The organism is Ruegeria sp. HKCCD6157 (genome assembly GCF_013110685.1).
GTDB lineage: Bacteria > Pseudomonadota > Alphaproteobacteria > Rhodobacterales > Rhodobacteraceae > Ruegeria.
The window spans coordinates 31,983-49,627 of the sequence record NZ_WVRB01000010.1 but is presented as its reverse complement, the minus strand read 5'-3'; the positions used below and the strand labels follow the sequence as shown (position 1 = coordinate 49,627).

Annotated in this window: 13 protein-coding genes; 5 read left to right on the top strand and 8 right to left on the bottom strand. The window is 58.2% G+C overall.

What is annotated here, in order from left to right; translation table 11 throughout:
• Positions 1-35: 35 nt before the first annotated feature.
• The gene (locus GS612_RS19450) at positions 36-1,541 is read right to left on the bottom strand and encodes a PepSY domain-containing protein (protein WP_171642547.1); all 1,506 of its coding nucleotides are present in this window, start codon (positions 1,539-1,541) and stop codon (positions 36-38) included.
• A gap of 221 nt (positions 1,542-1,762) precedes the next feature.
• Between GS612_RS19450 and GS612_RS19445 the strand changes: the two genes are divergently transcribed.
• Together GS612_RS19445 and GS612_RS19440 are read left to right on the top strand one after the other, a co-directional pair.
• Entirely contained in the window at positions 1,763-2,770 is a 1,008-nt protein-coding gene (locus tag GS612_RS19445; protein WP_171642545.1) for a glycosyltransferase, read from the top strand.
• Positions 2,767-4,809: a hypothetical protein gene (locus GS612_RS19440; protein WP_171642543.1), complete on the top strand. Its 2,043-nt coding sequence runs from the start codon at positions 2,767-2,769 to the stop codon at positions 4,807-4,809. Before GS612_RS19445 ends, GS612_RS19440 begins: the two co-directional genes overlap by 4 nt.
• A 19-nt stretch (positions 4,810-4,828) precedes the next feature.
• Here GS612_RS19440 and GS612_RS19435 read toward each other — a convergent pair whose 3' ends face one another.
• From GS612_RS19435 to rfbF, 6 genes are all read right to left on the bottom strand, one after another.
• Positions 4,829-6,865, bottom strand: a complete 2,037-nt coding sequence (locus GS612_RS19435; RefSeq protein ID WP_171637930.1) for a B12-binding domain-containing radical SAM protein — start codon at positions 6,863-6,865, stop codon at positions 4,829-4,831.
• A 118-nt stretch (positions 6,866-6,983) separates the two neighbouring features.
• Entirely contained in the window at positions 6,984-7,385 is a 402-nt protein-coding gene (locus GS612_RS19430; protein ID WP_170347032.1) for a GtrA family protein, read from the bottom strand.
• A complete protein-coding gene (locus tag GS612_RS19425; RefSeq protein ID WP_171642541.1) occupies positions 7,382-8,260 on the bottom strand; it encodes an NAD(P)-dependent oxidoreductase in 879 nt (292 codons plus the stop codon). The genes GS612_RS19430 and GS612_RS19425 overlap by 4 nt, the downstream gene beginning before the upstream one ends.
• Positions 8,260-9,492, bottom strand: coding sequence for a class I SAM-dependent methyltransferase (locus tag GS612_RS19420; RefSeq protein ID WP_171642539.1), 1,233 nt, complete (start codon positions 9,490-9,492; stop codon positions 8,260-8,262). Before GS612_RS19420 ends, GS612_RS19425 begins: the two co-directional genes overlap by 1 nt.
• Entirely contained in the window at positions 9,489-10,574 is a 1,086-nt protein-coding gene (locus GS612_RS19415; RefSeq protein WP_210093869.1) for an NAD(P)-dependent oxidoreductase, read from the bottom strand. Before GS612_RS19415 ends, GS612_RS19420 begins: the two co-directional genes overlap by 4 nt.
• Complete coding sequence (gene rfbF, locus GS612_RS19410) at positions 10,556-11,329, bottom strand: glucose-1-phosphate cytidylyltransferase (RefSeq protein ID WP_171642537.1); 774 nt, start codon at positions 11,327-11,329, stop codon at positions 10,556-10,558. Before rfbF ends, GS612_RS19415 begins: the two co-directional genes overlap by 19 nt.
• Before the next feature lie 671 nt (positions 11,330-12,000).
• Here rfbF and GS612_RS19405 point away from each other — a divergent pair.
• Complete coding sequence (locus GS612_RS19405; protein ID WP_253286230.1) at positions 12,001-13,485, top strand: NAD(P)/FAD-dependent oxidoreductase; 1,485 nt, start codon at positions 12,001-12,003, stop codon at positions 13,483-13,485.
• A gap of 15 nt (positions 13,486-13,500) precedes the next feature.
• Here GS612_RS19405 and asnB read toward each other — a convergent pair whose 3' ends face one another.
• On the bottom strand, positions 13,501-15,438 hold the full coding sequence (gene asnB, locus GS612_RS19400; RefSeq protein WP_171642533.1) for an asparagine synthase (glutamine-hydrolyzing): 1,938 nt from the start codon (positions 15,436-15,438) through the stop codon (positions 13,501-13,503).
• Positions 15,439-15,604: 166 nt separating this feature from the next.
• Here asnB and GS612_RS19395 point away from each other — a divergent pair, with 166 nt between their 5' ends.
• Both GS612_RS19395 and GS612_RS19390 read left to right on the top strand, forming a co-directional pair.
• On the top strand, positions 15,605-16,270 hold the full coding sequence (locus tag GS612_RS19395) for a response regulator transcription factor (protein WP_170347020.1): 666 nt from the start codon (positions 15,605-15,607) through the stop codon (positions 16,268-16,270).
• Positions 16,260-17,645: a sensor histidine kinase gene (locus GS612_RS19390; protein ID WP_171642531.1), complete on the top strand. Its 1,386-nt coding sequence runs from the start codon at positions 16,260-16,262 to the stop codon at positions 17,643-17,645. The genes GS612_RS19395 and GS612_RS19390 overlap by 11 nt, the downstream gene beginning before the upstream one ends.

Below are 17,645 nucleotides of genomic sequence, written 5' to 3'. Positions count from 1 at the left end.
AGTTCTCTCATTTGTCAGGGGGAGTGTTGTTTCACTTACCATATCGGCTGTCCCAGTCGGAACGTGATGATTTTGTCCGCACTATCCGGTTTTGTCAGGCGGGCTGTGATCTGATTGGCTGTATCATTGGGCGTGATGCGAAAAAATGCCTGGGCCTTTTCGCCGTTCTGTATCAGCTCAACGGGCTGCGCGGCCTCTCTATCTGTTGTTATAGATGCCGCGGTGATACCGGCTTCCCCAATATGCATTTCGATATCAAGCGGGGTATCGCGGCGCAGAGGTGCAGACAGGATCAGATAGGCTGCCGCGCCAGGTGCATCGATTGGAAAGACCCCAGCTCTCTGGTGGCTGCCCGGCCCAAAGCGCTGATACGCGGTCAGCAGAATGCCCAGAAGGATCAGCAGATAGATCCAGCGGGACATCCCCAACCCACGCCAGATGCGTCGGAGCGGGCTGTATTGTGCCGCCTCAGGGGCCAGCCGTGCCGCAAAGATCAAGGCGCCTGTCAGGGCAACGCCGGTGGCCAAAAGGCCTGACAGAACCCAGAGACCCAGTGAAACTGCACCGCCCCAGGTGCCGAAATGCAATGTGTTCATCAATGCCTTCCAGCGTGCGAAGCCGCGGGTATCATCCGGGGTGAACGCGCCGAGCACCTCAAGGGTCACCGGATCGACCGATACGCTGCCCCATCCGCTCGTTTTCGCAAAACCGGCCACTGGGCCTTCAAAGCCAAAAGTACCGGACGGATCGCCGGGCAGCACCATGACAAGCGGCTCCAGACCAGGCAAGGCGGCAACAGCGCTTGCCTCGGCCTGTTCAAGGGTGTCGGAACTGAAACCGATAGGCAGGGTGGTGTCACGGGCGGAAGTGGGCTGGGGTTTTGGGGTTGTACCTTCGAACCCCAGGCCACCGAGCATGAAATAGAAGCTGGTGATTGCAATCAGGATCAGAAGGGGCGCGGCCCAGAGGGCCGTCAGCCGGTGCGTGGCACCGGACCAGGATCTGAACCCCCCGGCGCGTTTGGGCCAGCGGAAAAATCCTTTCCAGAAACGCCGGTAGGTAATCAGCCCGCTGACGATCTGATACAGAAGCAGAACAGATGTTGCCGAGATCAGGATGAAGATGGGGCGTTTGGTGGTCAGAAACGTATCATGCAGATCGCGCAGGATGTCGCGAAACCCGCCATCCCTCGTTTCGTAAACGACTGCTCCGGTCGCCGGATCGGTCCAGAAGCTGATGTTTTCGCCCCAGCCGGTTCGCCCGAAGGTGCGATCTGCAAACCAGGGGGCGGGGTATTTCTCGATGACGAACACAGTGCTTTCGGGATGGGTGGTTTTAATGCCGTCATAGATTTCCGCAAAACTGGCGGTTCGGTCTTCTTTGGCAATGGTGGTCCAGATTTCCGGTCGGGCAATGGATTCAACTTCGATACCGACGACAAGCACCGTCCCCGTCAGGAACATAAAGGTAAAGAAGATCGACAGATGTAACCCCAACCAGGTGTGCAGGGAAAATAGCCAGTTGCGAAAGGTTCGGTTCATTTGAAACGCTGACAGCTGATAAATTTACCGGCACACTAAATGAAACTGATGTTTAAGAAACAAGGGGTCGGAGAGAACTGACTGTTTTAGACGCGTGAATCCGGCAGAAGATGTGGCGGTGAGCGCACGTTATTGCAAAATATTCCTGTACTTTGGGCGATGGGCGAATCCGATACTGCCCCGGATGATACAATCGTTCCAACTTGGAGGTTGGGTAATTGGTGTCTTCAAATTTAGAACAAAGTCGTAAAACCATTTCTATTGTTTCGCCGTGCTTCAACGAAGAAGACAATGTGGCGAATTGCTATGAAACCGTAAAAGCGATTTTTGAGGAAAATCTGCCGGGCTATAGGTGCGAGCATATCTTTGTCGATAATGCATCCTCCGACCGGACTGTCGAGATCCTGCGTGAGATCGCTGAAAAAGATCAGAATGTGAAGGTTGTCGTAAACGCCCGCAACTTTGGTGTGTTCCGATCCGCCTTCAACGGGTTGCGTTATGCCGAAGGGGATGCCGTGGTCGTCATCCTGCCCGTCGACCTTCAGGACCCGCCGGACATGATCCCGGAGTTCGTGCAGTTATGGGAAAGCGGTTATGATGTGGTGGCGGGTGCCCGCACCACCCGCGAAGAGGGGATCGTGATGCGCGTGGCACGCGGCATCTTCTATACGATCGTCAACCGGCTGTCCGATGTCTGGCTAGAGCCATCAGTGGGTGAGTTCCAGCTTATTGACCGCAAAGTGCTCAATGCGGTGCTGTCGCATAACGACCACTACCCCTATATCCGGGGCATCATCGCCAGTTGCGGGTTTCGCCGCATCATCGTTCCGTATGTGTGGCGGGCCCGCAAAAGAGGTGTTTCCAAGCACAATCTGATGGCGCTGACCGATCAGGCGCTGAATGCGATCTTCTCTTTCACACGTGCCCCCATGCGGTTCTGTACGCTGAGTGGTCTGGTGATTGCCATCAGCTGTATTCTGTTTTCCCTCATTTCAGTGGTGTTCTATCTCTTCAATCCGGATTTGGCTCCACGGGGAACCACGACAATCATCGTCGCGCTGTTCTTCCTGTCAGGCATCCAGATGCTGTTTATCGGCATGTTGGGGGAATACATAACCTCGATCCACAATCAGGTGCGGGGCGGTCCGATCGTCACTGAACAGGAACGCATCAATATCGAAGGTCCCGCACGGGACCCGGCGATTGTCAAAGACGAGCATATGGCATGAATATGCGTTCAGGTCGGGTGATGTGGCTCTTTGCCGGGGCAATGGCCTTATGCGGCAGCTCGGCCTGGGCTGCGGACCTCGCGGGCAGCAATGCCACGTTGGCGGAACTGCGCCTTTGGTATGTGGCCGTGGTGATTGCTGCGTTGCTTGTGGGGGGTGTTTTCCGGCAGCGTGGCCAGTTTCTTTTTGGCTTGCTTGGCGCGGCGCTGCTTTTGGGCAGTGCGGCCCGGTTGTGGTTGACCCAGCCCCTTTGGTTTCCGCGGCTCGAGATTTCCGCAAACCCTCCTGAAAACCTGATCATGCTGGCGATACTGGCGGGGCAGGCGGTGTTGACGGGCTTTGTGCTTGTACGACCGCAGGGAAGGGCGGCCATAACGGGCCTGATGGCAGAAGCAGGACGGTGGCGGCTGATCCTTTTGCTGGGGCTGGCTGCGGCCTTTTGCGTTTCCGCGACGCCGTACGTGGCCTATGGGTACTATCTGGCCTTCGGTTTGCAGATCGGGATCGGCGGTGCGCTGAACCTTGTGCAGATGGCGACACTGGTCGCCGTTTTCACAGTTGCCGGGCCTGACCGGGCACCCCGCATCCCGGTTCCGGCCCTGGCGGTCTTTGCAACGCTGGCCAGCGCGGCTCTGGCCTGGGCGGCGTTCGACCGCGTGCCTCATGTCGAGGATGAGGTGGCGTATCTGTTTCAGGCGCGTACCTTTGCTGCGGGCGTCCTCGGAAGCCCGGCCCCCCCCGCAGCGGCGCAGCCCGCATTGGAATACTATCTGTTCGACATTCGCGGCGATCAGTGGATCGGCGTGCCGGCGCAGGGTTGGGCCATCGTTCTGAGCCTGGGCGTGCTGGCCGGGGTGCCCTGGCTGGTCAACCCCGTGCTGACCGGGATCTCTGTCTGGCTGGCGCATGGCATCCTGTGCCGTGCCGTCAGTCGCGAACGGGCCGATCTGGTGGCGTTGCTGATGGCCACGTCGCCCTGGGTGCTCGCCGTCGGGGGCACGCTGATGGCACATTCCACGACATTGGTGATGGTGCTGCTGGGATGGTGGTGTCTGCTCAGAGCCGGAGAGGGATCAACGCGCAGGGATGTCTTGCTTGCGCTTGTTGCAGGTCTGGCTTTGGGCTGGGCCTTTGTCACCCGACAGCTTGATGGGTTGATCATAAGCGTTTTGACCGGCCTGTGGTTGCTGCGGCGCCTGCCGGGGGGGATCGGACAGGTGATCGCCTGCGCCTTGGGCGGTGTTCTGTCGGGTGGGGTCTTTTTGCTGCTCAACCTGATGATCACCGGAGACGCGCTGCTGACCCCGCAAGCGGATTACCTGAGCCGGTTATGGCCGGACACGCAGAATGCCTATGGGTTTGGTCCCAATGTAGGGCCACCGGCCGAGAGCTGGGGCGCGCTCGACATCTGGGTCGGGCATAGCCCGGCCGAGGGTCTGCTGAATCTGATCAATGGTTTTGCCGCGCTCAATTACGAACTTCTGGGCTGGACATTCGGGTCCCTGGTTCCGGTCTGGATTGCGTTCATATGGGGCAGGAAACTGACCGGGTTCGACCGGGCCATGCTGGTGGTGTTCGCGATCCTTGTGGGGGCCCTGTTTTTTTACTGGTTTACGGGCACGTTCTATCTTGGGCCGCGCTACTGGCATACGGCTTTGTTGCCGGCGCTGGCTTTGGTGGCGGCCGGGATCGAGACCGTCCGGGACCGGCTGCCCGAACGGCATCGTGGCCGCCTGCACTGCGTCATCCTATTGCTGTGTGCGGTGTCTGTTGTCAGCTTCACCCCATGGCGGGGGGTGTCGAAATACAATGGGTATGGTGGCTATACCGGTGACATACGTCGGCAGGCTGCCGGGCTTGGAAACGCTCTGGTCTTTGTTTCGACACAGGGCGATATCGGGTCTGCACTCTATCTCAACGACCCGTTCCTGCCCGAGGGCAAACCGATTTTCCTGCGCGATATGGGCCCCGAGCAGAACGCAGACATCATCGCGGCCTTCCCGGGCCGCGACGTTGTCTATCTGGGGGATGGCGAATAGGCCCAGCCCAAAGCCAGACCTATTCGGCGGCGTGTTGGCTTTCGCCTGACACGAAGTTGCGCCGGAAATCATTGGCGAACATCGTTCGGGTAAACCGGCCGAGCCCCGAGGCATGTTCGCCAAAGGTTTCGATCCGTGACAGCAAGGTGGTTTTCACCCTTTGATCGACCTGGGTCTGGAACTCGCGGGGGGCATCGAACTGGTAATCCTGCAGCACGCCCTGATATCCCGAATTCCTCCAGGCCTCGACATCGAAAGACGAGCTCCAGACGGGTTCGTGTTCCAGGGTTTCCGAGAAGGGCACATGCAGCATCACGGCGCTGTAGTAATTGATGATCGTGTCGAGCATCTCGTGCGCTTCGTGGTCGTCCTTGTCCAGAAGGTCGCTGATGGCCCGTTTCAGGAAATCAAGTGCTTCGTCCAGCACGATGAACCGGCCAATCATCGAATATTTGCTGAGCAGATTGCCCCCCAATTCGCCGCTGATCAGGTCGTCATAATTTTCCTGCGCCCAGGCGACGCAGTCGGCGCGGGTTTCAAACAGCTCCTGCTGGTTTTCCTCCAGATAACCGGCCACCGCATCCCGGAAGGGTTTGGGGGCCTGATCGAGAATGTCCTGCATATGCTTGACGATCAGGAAGGGCCGGATGCCACGGGACCGCGCCAGCCGGAAGGCTTCTTCGAAATTGTCTTCGTAATAGAAGATCGTCAGCAGCAGATGGAAAACACGGGTGTCCAGATAATCCTGGAACGAGAAATTCTCGGACTGGACCACCATTTCCTCGGTCTCGACCACGGTTGGGCCGGTATATTTGCCCAGGCATCGGGCAACCACGCGATGGAGGGTTTTGAAGCCGAATTTCTCGCGGCTGTCGGGGTTGGCCAGCGGTGCGCCGTGCAGCAGCATCAACTGGTGCGCCGCGACCCGGCTGACGCCGGTTTCGATCAGCTGATCGACGGCATCCATGAAGGATTCCCGGGTTTCACCGGGCATGCACAGGATCAGCTCGCCATAGGATTGCATGCCCTTTGAATGCAGCTCCTGCTGTACCTCGGCATAGGTGTCCAGGCTGATATTGTCGCGTTTGATGTTCTTCAGAACTTCCGGATTCAGAGACTGAACCGAAGAGGTCATCGGCAACCGGCCCTTGGCCTTGCGCATCACCTTGATGATCCGGTCGCCGCGGTTCTTGCCCGTGGTTGTCCGGATGTATTTGGGCCAGTCGTACCGATCCATCAGATGGCCCAGGTAATCGGCCACCTCTTCGTCCTGCACATACATGCCGAAATTGTCATCCGCAAAGCACAGCGGGCTGGCATGGTTGATGCGGGCGACGACGTAATCCAGATCGGCCTTGGTGCGTTCAAACGAATGGCGGAACACCTTCGAGTTCGATTTGACCGCCGAATTGCAGAACGCGCAGGTGAACGGGCAGCCCCGTGCCAGTTGCATCAGTGCAAACAGGCCGGTGTCAAAGAACTTGTCCATCAACCCGGCCAGATAGGGCGAGGGGATTTCATCCAGATCGCGGATGCGGGGCGGCTCGGCCCCGCGCAGGATCTCTCCGGTTTTTGGGTGCACGTAAAGCGCGCCATCGACGGCCTCTTCCCACATGCCTTCGCGTCGGGCGCCGACATCGATGAAGCGTTGCAGCGTGCTGAGGAACGCGCGCTCGCCCTCATAGGTGGGGCCGCGCACATGCATGTCGATCTGCGGCATGGTCCGGATCCAGCTGTCCTGCTCTTCTTCGGTCAGCGGAAAGTTGGGACCACCCATCAGGGTCAGGCTGTTGGGATTGACCGCCTTGACGTAGTCGGCAAAGGACAGGGCCAGATGGTGGTTCCAGGAATAGCTGGAAAAGCCGACCACATCGGGCGGAGCTGTGTCGACGGCCGCTTTGAATTCCTGCGGATCACGAAAGATCGCGACCTCAATCGGTGTCGGGCTTTTTGCATGAGCCTGGGCATAGGTTGCAAGATTTCCAACACCCAACGGGTAGGTGTCCGACGTGGCAGTAACGAGGTTATGTCCAAGATCAGCAAGATAAAGACGCATTGACGATTATCCTTCCAGCACTGGTACCAAATACATTTAACAGTCCATATCCTACTATATATCAGATGGACCGGTTACGGATCGAAAGTGTTTATGTCTGTAGTTTTGAGGCATTATATCAGACCTCCTGCTGCCACGGGAAGCGATCGGTCAGCGCCCGGGAAACAAGGATGAATGCCAGAACGGCCGCGGGCAGAACCAGCAGGCCCTGTGCAAGGATCGGATGCAGTCCCGTGCTCAGAAGAGCTTCGAGCGAAAAGGCGTTGAAAACGTAAACCATGACATATGCCAGCAGGTAGAAGGGCAATTTCCTGAACCCTTTGGTGTCGAATACGATCCGGGCGTGGGTCATGAAATTCCACAACACGCCGATGACGAACGAGATCGCAAGAGCCGCCTGTGCGGGCAACCCCGACAGGCTCAGAACCGAGAAAACCGCATACCCGAAGGCCGTATTCACGATGCCGACCAGGGCAAAAAGCATGAAGGATTGCTTGCGTAGAAAGGATGAAGATTTCATACGGCCTCCTCCCTTGACCGAAGACACCGGGCGACTCCGGAAGCAATGTCATATTGTGGCATAAAACCGGTCTCGTCCCGCAACCGGGTCACGTCCGCCGCCAGCCGGGGCGGATCGTCCGCTGCGCGGGCGATGGTGCCCAAGCGGATCAGATCGGGCCGGTGCATCTGGTTTGCCACCTCTGCAATCAGGTCTCGAACCGGGGTCGCCGTACCGCTGGCGACATTGACCGGGCCGGTCAGATCGCTTTCCAGCACGCGCAACAAGGCGCGGGCAAGATCATCGACATGCAGGAAATCCCGCTCCTGCCGCCCATCGGTGCAATCAACCGGCCGTCCCGCCCCGAGGTTTGACATCAGATCGCCAAACAGTCGCCCCGGCGGTTCATCCGGCCCGTAGACAAAAAAGATGCGGGCCCATGCCAGGGACAGGCCAAGCGTCTGCTGGCCCGCGCACAGTGCCAGACCGGTTCCGGCCTTGGCCGCCCCATAAAGGGTGCGGGGGCGCAGGGGGCTGGTTTCGATCAGCTCCGGTACCGACCAGTCATATTCAGCACAGCTTCCGGCGCAGACCGCGCGCTGGCCTCCTGTGCGTGCAAACTCCCGCACCAGATGCAGGGTGGCGGCCATCCAGTCCAGATTGGCCCCAGAAGTCCAGCGGTCGCGCGCGCCGTCATGCCAGGCCAGATGCACCAGATAGTTGGCGCGGGCTGTTTCAAGGGCTGTCGTGATGGCATCGGGGTCCAGCAGATCGCAGGTGATGTCGCTTGCCGGGTTGCGGCCCAGCGTCACCACCTCGTGGCCCGCCTCTGTCAGAGCCGTGGCTGTCGCGCGCCCGATCAATCCGGTTGCGCCCGTCAGCAGAACCCGTGCCATCAGCTGATCCTGATCTCTGGCACGGCCGTTACGAAGCGGGTGCCATGTGCCTTCAGGTCGGACAGTTGATCCGTGACTTCGTCCCGGATGTTCCAGGGCAGGATCAGCACGTAATCCGGCGGCGTCTCGCGCAGGACTTCGACCCCATGCACGGGGATATGGCTGCCGGGCAGCAGCGTGTTCTGCTTGGCCGGGTTGCGATCAACGCAGTAAGAGATCAGGTCGGGGCCGATCCCGGCATAGTTCAGCAGCGTGTTGCCCTTGGCGGCGGCGCCATAGGCGGCAATGGTGTCACCCCTGGCATTTGCTTCGCGCAGGAAGCCAAGCAGCCCGTCGCGCAGCGCTTCGACCTGAATGGTGAAATTCATATAGCCCTCAGGTCGGTCGAACTGCGCCGCAGCCTCATCCGCGCGGACCTTGGCCAGACCGGGCCCTTCGGGATGGCTGGCACCCTCAAGACAGGCGAACACCCGCAGCGAACCGCCATGGGTGGGCAGTTCCTCGACGTCGAAGACACGCAGGCCCGCCTTGGCAAAAATCTTTTCCACCGCCAGCAGCGACAGATAGGAGTAATGTTCGTGATAGATCGTGTCGAACTGCACTTCTCTGATCAGGTTCAGAAGATGCGGAAATTCGACCGTATAGACCGCATCGCCGGTCAGAAGCGTGGCGATCCCGGCGACGAAATCGTTGATGTCAGGCACATGCGCCAGCACATTGGCCGATGCGATCAGCGCCGGAGGTTTCTCGGTCGCGGCCACCTTGCGGGCCAGCGCCTCGCCGAAATAATCGACCAGCGTGCGCACGCCTTTTTCTTCGGCTGCCGCCGCCACGCTGCCCGAAGGTTCGATCCCCAGAACCGGGATGCCTTTCTCGACGAAATACTGCAACAGATACCCGTCATTCGAGGCGATCTCGATCACCAGATCATCGGGTCCCAGATCAAGCCGGTCGACCATCTGTTCGACATAAGCTTTGGCATGGGCCAGCCAGCTGTCCGAATAGCTCGAGAAATAGGCGTAATCGGCATTGAAGATCTCATCCGCCGGTACGGCGTCTTCGACCTGTACCAGATAGCAGTCGTTGCAGACCCAGGCATGCAGCGGATAGCGCGGACAGGCCGTGCCCGCGCGCTCGGGCGGGACATAGGAATTGGCCAGCGGCGAAAGCCCCAGATCGACCAGCGTCTGGGTCAGGGCTGCGCCACAGCTCCGGCAAGCGGGGTGTGTCATTGCGGCATCCTCCAGCGCAGATCCTCGCTCAGTGTGCCTGTGCGGATATGCTCTTCAAGCGCTTTCAGCCGCATCAACGGAGATGACCTGAAATCGGCATCGCCAAAGTTGATATCGTTCAGCAATTGCAACAAATCCCGGATGGTGCCTTCAAGCGTCTGCACCGGCTGATGTTCGGGTGCCAGTTGTTTGTAGAGCGAAAAGTCGACCTTGTAGGACCGGTTGTCGGGCGAGGCATCGGGATTGATCGAGTAGCTGGCCCCGGGGACCGCTTCGGCCACGGCCTGCGCCAGATCGCGGATCTGATAGTTCCACACATCCGATCCAGCGTTGACCGCAAGCCACTGCCCCCCGGCATCTTGGGTCCGGGTGATGGCCCAGTCGATGGCTCGGGCCATGTCGCGCACGTCGATCAGCGGCCGCCACGGGCTGCCGTCGCTCAGCACCGTGATCTTGCCAGCGGTGACCGCACAGGCGGCAAAATCATTCAGCACCAGATCCAGCCGCAGCCGGGGCGACGGCCCGCAGGCGGTGGCGAAACGCAGCGCTGTACGCAGCATCCCCGGCGTGTCCATGGCCGCCAGCGCGCGCTCGGTCCCGATCTTGCTGCGGGCATAGGCGGTCAGCGGGTTCAGGGGCGCGTCCTCGGATCTGGCATCGCCTTCGGCGAAACCATAGACCGAACAGCTGGAGGCGAAGACAAAGCGCGACACCCCGGCTTCGGCGGCCAGATGAGCGGCCTGCACGATGGCATCCTGATTGATTTCCGTGGTGACTGTTTCGAACCGGGCACCCATCGGGTCGTTCGAGATGGCCGCCAGTGCAACAACCGCATCCGCCCCCTGGAACAGTGACGCATCGATATCGCGAATATCCGCGATGATCTGCTGGTTCAGAACCCGCTCGGGCCACGCATCATGCGTGGTCAGCCGGTCCGAGAAAAACCCGGGATCAAGGCCGATCAGATTGGCGTTGGGATAGGATTTCCGCAAGGCCGCCGCCACGACCGGACCAATATAGCCCAGATTGCCAAGCAGGATGATTTTCGGAGTGGAACCCAGCGTCATTCCCAGACCTTCCATGGAGCATTGCCTTCCTGCCAGCGGGCTTCGAGCTGACGGCGGTCGCGCAGCGTATCCATCGGTTGCCAGAATCCCTTGTGGCGAAACGCCATCAGATCGCCGTCTGCGGCCAGCGTTTCAAGCGGAGCGCGTTCCCAGATTGCGCCGTCCCCGTCCAGCAGATCATCAACCGAAGGATGCAGCACGAAGAACCCGCCATTGATAAAACCACCGTCACCGCCAGGTTTTTCGGCAAAACGTTCGATCTGATCGCTAGCCAGCTCCAACGCGCCGAAACGCCCCGGTGGCACGACTGCGGTGAGCGTGGCGCGTTTGCCGTGGCTTTTGTGGAACGCGACCAGCGAACTGATATCGACATTCCCGACCCCGTCGCCATAGGTCATGCAAAAGGCCTCTTCATCCTTGAGCAGATGCATGACACGGCGCAGCCGCCCCCCGGTCTGGCTGTCCTCTCCGGTATCGACCAGCGTCACGCGCCACGGTTCCGATTTACTGTTTGCAATCTCAAGCCCGCCATTGGCCAGATCGATCGTGACGTCTGAACTGTGCAGAAAGAAATTCGCGAAGTATTCCTTGATCACGTAACCCTTGTAGCCGAGGCAGACGATGAAATCCGTGATGCCGTGTGCCGCGTAGATTTTCATGATATGCCAGATGATCGGTTTGCCGCCGATCTCGACCATGGGTTTTGGAATCTTGACGGTTTCTTCGCTGAGCCGGGTTCCCAAGCCGCCGGCCAGAATAACACACTTCATAAAATCGCTCCCTCGTTAACAACGAGACTGGCTACCAATTTACTCATCGTCCCCCAGGTTTGAGACACCTGGGTTTTGCAAACATTCTCACGTATTAGGACGGCAGCGGTGCCACCCTGTCAAGATTCACCAAGCGACGAGTCGTGAGGTGCTGAATTTCCTGCTGCTCTGGCGCTCAACTATACACAATGCGAGAAAAGTCACAGCATTGTTGATGCGCCCTTTCGGTCCGTCGATACAGTGAAGGACATCACAGACGCAGCCTGAAAAAGGCAGTCATGGTTCAGGTCAGGTGCCGTGCAAGAGGTGTGTGGATCCAATCTATGTGTCGCTTCCGGGCGGGGAGTTTCGGCTGGCTGTGCCAGTCAGCAATCATCTTTATGTTTCAAGGCGTTGTGGAAAATGCGTGCTGTTTCGGGCGGTGTGAAAGGCTGATGGTTCCGCAAAGCGGGAACCGGCTTTCGGTACAGGCGACCCGGTTTGGGTCTGCCAGCGATTTGCAGAGAAGGACGCGAGTGCGGTTCGTCAAACCGAATGGTTGATTTTTCTACACGGAAGGGGTGGAACTCAAAGCGCAGGAGCCCCGTTTCGAGAACTGACAGGATTTTGTTGTGAATCTCGGATAACCTCTTGTAGCTTTAGGTCAGTGTTTTGGTATGGGTGTTAGTCATTTGAAAAAAGATATTGTTCCCGTTGTCGTCATTGGTGGTGGTCCTGCAGGGCTGACAGCAGCCTATGAACTTCAGAAACTGAGCGACACACATGTTCCCCGGGTGTTCGAAGCCTCGGACATGGTTGGTGGCATCTCACGAACCGAAACGCACAAAGGTTATCGCTTCGACATTGGCGGGCACCGGTTTTTCACCAAGGTGCGTGAGGTCGAAGAGATGTGGCACGAGGTGATGGGGGATGATTTCATCACCGTGCAACGCCTGAGCCGCATCTTCTACCGCAACAAATTCTACGATTACCCGCTGCGTATCTTCAACGCTTTGGGCAATATCGGGCCTTATGAGACCTATAAGATTATCGGTAGCTTCATCAAATGGAAGCTGCGGCCCAAGCCGCAGGAAGATACCTTTGAAGAATGGGTGATCAACCGCTTTGGCGGGCGGCTTTATATGCATTTCTTTCATAGCTACACGAAGAAGGTTTGGGGCATTCCGCCGTCCGAAATCCGGGCCGACTGGGCCGCGCAGCGGATCAAGAACCTGTCCCTGCCCAAGGCGGTTTGGAACGCGATTTCCGGGGCCAATGACACCGCCAGCCTGATCGAGGAATTCCAGTATCCACGCCTAGGCCCCGGCATGATGTGGGAAAAGACCCGTGACCTGATCCGGGAAAAGGGGGGTTCGGTCGAAACCCATTCCGAAGTGATCCAGGTGAACCGTGATGGCAATCGCGTCACTTCGATCGATGTGCGCCACTGGACTGAAGATGGCGAAAAACACACCGAGCGGGTGGAGGGCGAAGAGTTCGTCAATTCGATGGCTGTTCGTGATCTGATCCATGCTTTTGATCCGCCGCCACCGCCCGAGGTCGTCGAGGCGGCAGACCGTCTGCGGTATCGTGATTTCCTGATCGTGACCCTGATCCTGGATCACGCGGATCCGTTCCCGGACAACTGGATCTACATCCACAGCCCGCAGGTGAAGGTGGGTCGCATCCAGAATTTCCGCGCCTGGTCCGCGGAAATGCTGCCAGATCAGAACACCGCATCGATCGGGATGGAGTATTTCTGCCAGAAAGGTGACGGGTTGTGGTCGTCAAGTGACGAGGATCTCAGGCATCTCGCCAGTGAAGAGCTTGAAAAACTGGGTCTGGCCAAGGCCAGCGATGTCATTGACCACGCGGTTATCCGGCAGCCCAAGGCCTATCCGGTCTATGACAGTGAATACAAGGACGCCCTGGACACGGTCAGCGGCTGGCTGAAGACGCTGGAAAACTTCCAGACCGTGGGTCGCAATGGTTTGCACCGCTACAACAACCAGGATCATTCCATGCTGTCGGCGATGTACGCCGCGCGCAATATTCTGGGCGAGGACCATGACGTTTGGGATGTCAATGTTGAGCGCTCTTATCACGAAGAGTTTGAAGCCAAACCCAAGAAAAAGGCGGCCCCGCAATCCGCCGTCCGCAAAAGCACGGCTCTCTGAGGAAGGGGCAGCCCTTCAACTGTGGACCGCAGCGCTCACAGGTTTGTTGGCAGAGGACGGTCGGGGGCGGAATCTGTCCGACCGGATGCTGACGTGATCGCGTAATCTGTTGATTTCGCGATCTTCGTCCTGATGATCCAGCCGGCATCGCAGCCAAACCTCGGTCAGCAGCAACCGCAGTCGAAGATCTGGGTTGGCCTCTTCGATTGTGTTTGTCATCTGTGTCCGGGTCAGGCTGAAAAGATCCCCCAAATGGGCGTTCCTGAAGTATTCCGGCCGGATCTCAAGCCGCTGAAACACCGTCGTCCAGAACCCGATCTTGATGCGTTGGCTCAGATTGTTGGGGATGTAGCGGTTGGCAACCTCGCGGACCACCCATTTGTCGCGGATGAAGGGGTGTGCCTTCTCGAAAACGAACGGAGAGGCTCTGAGCTTGTAGCGTGCCGGCAGATTGACCCCGAACCGGGCAACCTGTGTGTCCAGAAACGGGAACCGCGCCTCGATCCCGGCAGCCATGCCCATTGTATCGTTGCGATGCAAAAGCGTTCGCAGATGGTGGTGCATGTAATCCAGGCTCCATTGCCGGCCTCTTTCCTGAAACTTGCGAGGCAGCTGTGCCAGGCTGTCGGCTACGGCCCGCTTGTCCTGCGCCATCTCGCGACCATTCAGGATGTCGCGGACGTTTTCCATGTTTCCCATCCGGTCAGGTGCCAGGATCGGGCCAACCCCCGGTATTGCGCGTATGGCCGAACCCAACCCGCTGATCATCCTTTCATACCCGTCTGTCAGGCGTTTGCGGCCAAGCCAGGGGTAGCCCAGAAACAGCTCATCCGATCCTTCGCCTGACAACAGCCCCTTGATCCCTGAATCCGCCGCGAGCTGGGCGATCATCATCAATGGCGCGCAATTGGGATGATAGGAAAACGGGTATTCGTAGTGACGCATTACGCGCGGGATCATGTCGACGAAATCCTGCTCTTCAGCCTCGATGACATGCAGATCAAGTTTCAGGCTTTTGGCCAGTTCCGAGGCGGCGTCCACCTCGCTCCAGGCGCCTTTCACATTGGCGTGGAACAGGGCGATATTCTGGTGTTGGGCCGCTGCGATAGCAACGATCAGGGATGAATCCACCCCGCCAGAGCAAAACGCGCCAACCGGTGCATCCGCGAATAAATGTGAGGCCACGGATTTATGCATGAGATCCGCATATTCATCGACGATATCGGCAGCCGACAGGCCATCGAGACGGGTCATCTCATCAAGATCGAGAAAGTCGGTCAGGTGGAAGAAAGAGGCGGTGTCGATATTGCCCGATCCGTCATGCCATAGGTAAGTGCCGGGTGTCAGGCTGCGGATCCCCTGATAGAAGGTCGGGCCGCTGGTCGGGCCTCCGAATTTCATCAGGTAAGCCGCGATCGAGTTGACATCGGGTTGCAGGGTTATCCAGGGTTCGAAGGCCTTGATCTCTGAACCGAACAGAAAGGCGGGGCCTTGTTCGGTCATGCCTTGCATCCAGTAAAGAGGTTTCATGCCAAACCGGTCCCGGGCCAGCAGAACCCGGTGTGTCTGCCGGTCGATAAAGGCAAGTCCGAACATGCCATCGAACCGGGCCAGCGCATCTTCGCCCCATTGGATCAGGCTGTGCAGCACAACTTCGGTGTCCGAGGTTGTGCGGAACGGGATGCCCAAGGCCTCAAGTTCAGCGCGCAGGGTTCTGAAGTTGTAGACTTCGCCATTGTAGACAAGGATATAGCGGCCGCTTGGGTCCGTAAATGGCTGATCCGACCGGGTGTCGGTATCAACCAGGGACAGGCGTTGATGGGCCAGGCCAAGACCGGGCTCGTTCAGAATGTTGCTGGCATCGGGGCCGCGGTGTCGAATGGCGAAACCACTTTGACGAAGCCGTGTGACATCAGGGGATGAGGTTGTATCCTCTGGGAAAATTCCAAACAAACCGCACATCCGGCACCTCAAATCGTTAAAACTTAATTTCGGGTTCTGAAACGGATCGCTTTCGACAACCGATCAGGTGAAATATATAAAAGGTGGGGTGAACGCCGCATGTCGGGTCTTGTCATGCTGTGTTCACGTTTGGGCCGTTTGTCCCGTATGAGGGGTTATGAAGGTACTGGTTGCGGAAGATGACGATACACTGCGCGGTGATCTTGAATGCTTGCTGCGCGCCCGGGGTGATATCGTAAGACTGTCAGGAAACGGCAATGATGCGCTGTTTCTGGGAGAGACCGAGGATTGGGACGCGATCGTGCTGGACCTGGGGCTGCCGGGGCTGGACGGGTTGTCGATCCTGCGGGAATGGCGCAGCCGGAATGTGGCTGTGCCGGTTCTGATCCTGTCGGCGCGTGACAGCTGGAACGACATCGTTTCCGGGCTGCGCAGCGGGGCTGATGATTATCTGTCAAAGCCGTTTCATTCCGAAGAGCTTCTGGCGCGGCTCGAGGCCTTGGTGCGCCGTGCAAGCGGGCGTGGTACGCCCTCGATCGATGTCGGAGATCTTTCGGTTCTGCCGGATGAAAAAGCCGCCTTTTTCAAAGGGCGCAGCGTATCGCTGACCGCTTTCGAGTTCCGGGCGCTGGAGCATCTCGCCCGACATGCGGGATCTGTCGTCAGCCGGGCAGATCTGATCGAACATATCTATGCCGAGGATATGGATCTGCAATCGAACGTCATCGATGTTCTTGTTTCACGTTTGCGTCGGAAAACTTCGGCGGGAATGGTGGAAACCGTGCGGGGGCATGGGTATCGGATTCCGGTAGATGACGCATAATTGGGCTACGATCCCCCGTCGCGTTTCGATTGCCACGATAGCGATCTGCTGCGCCATACTGGGTATCGGGGCCATGATCTGCATTCAGGTCTACCGGGCTCATGAAATCGGCGAAATGGATTTGCTGCTTGGGCAGGATTTGTTGATCGAAGCCCGGCGGGTCGCCTATGACGGGGCACAGGCTGAACTGCTCGAGAGCGTTGGCCCGAGCTATTATGACCTGACCAATGAGCAATGGTTCTGGCAATTGACGCGTGACGGGTCTGACGAAATCCTGTTGCAATCCCAGTCACTTGGCCCTGTTACCGCAGATAGCTGGGTTCTGGACGTCCCGGAAGCCGGAGGGAATTTCGTAATCCCGGGCGGAGATGTTCTGCGTGGAAGGCGGGCTGCGTTTCCCGGGATGGTACCGGATGAGACATTGACCTTCCGGATTGCGGCCCCACTGATGCATGTCACGGAAGAGACCAACCGGGCTGCAAAGCTGATTGCATTGATTTTCATTGGTCTTGCCATAGTGGTTTCGGTTTCGGTCTACATCACTGTGAACAGGGGGCTGATGCCGCTCAAGCGGCTCAGCAATTCCGTGAAGGTCATGCGTAAAAACGACACCATCATAGACGATCAGAAATGGCCCCCCGATCTGGTTCCCGTGGTTGAGGAACTGCGCGAGCTGCACTGGCGCAACGGCACGATTATTGAAAAACACCGTCGAAAAAACGCAGAGCTGGCGCATGGCCTGAAAACACCGCTGGCGGCATTGGCGCGCGTTGCCGAAGAGCTTGAGGGAGATAAAGGAGATCAGATAACGGATTTTGTGGGGCGTATGACCGGTGTCATCAAACGCAACCTCAGCCGCGCGCGTACCGAACGCCCCTATGGAAAATCCTCTCCGGTGCATGCCTGCGCCGAAGATGTATCGTTTGCACTTGGCATCACACTCCGAAACAGGATGCCGCATATCGAAAACGCCATAGACGCCGGAACCACCTTTTGGGGCGAGGAGGCCGACATTCAGGAGATCCTGGGCAATCTGCTTGAAAACGCCTGTCTCTGGGCCAAGAGCCATGTGCGCATATCAGTGACGGCACCCGAACCGGGCATGATCACGTTGAGTATCGAGGATGATGGCCCCGGGATGGGGGCGGGTAGATCAGAGGGGTCGGCTCAGAAAGACAATACAGATGAGACCGAGGGGCATGGGCTGGGGCTTTTGATCGTGCAGGATATCGCTGAACTTTACGGCGGATCTGTCAGTATCGGAACATCCTCTCTGGGTGGTGCGCGCGTTTCGGTAACGCTGCCGGGCCAGATTGAAGCTGCCAGAAAGCCCAGAACGCGGTCCCTCAAAGGAAATTTGCGCAGGGCAAACTGA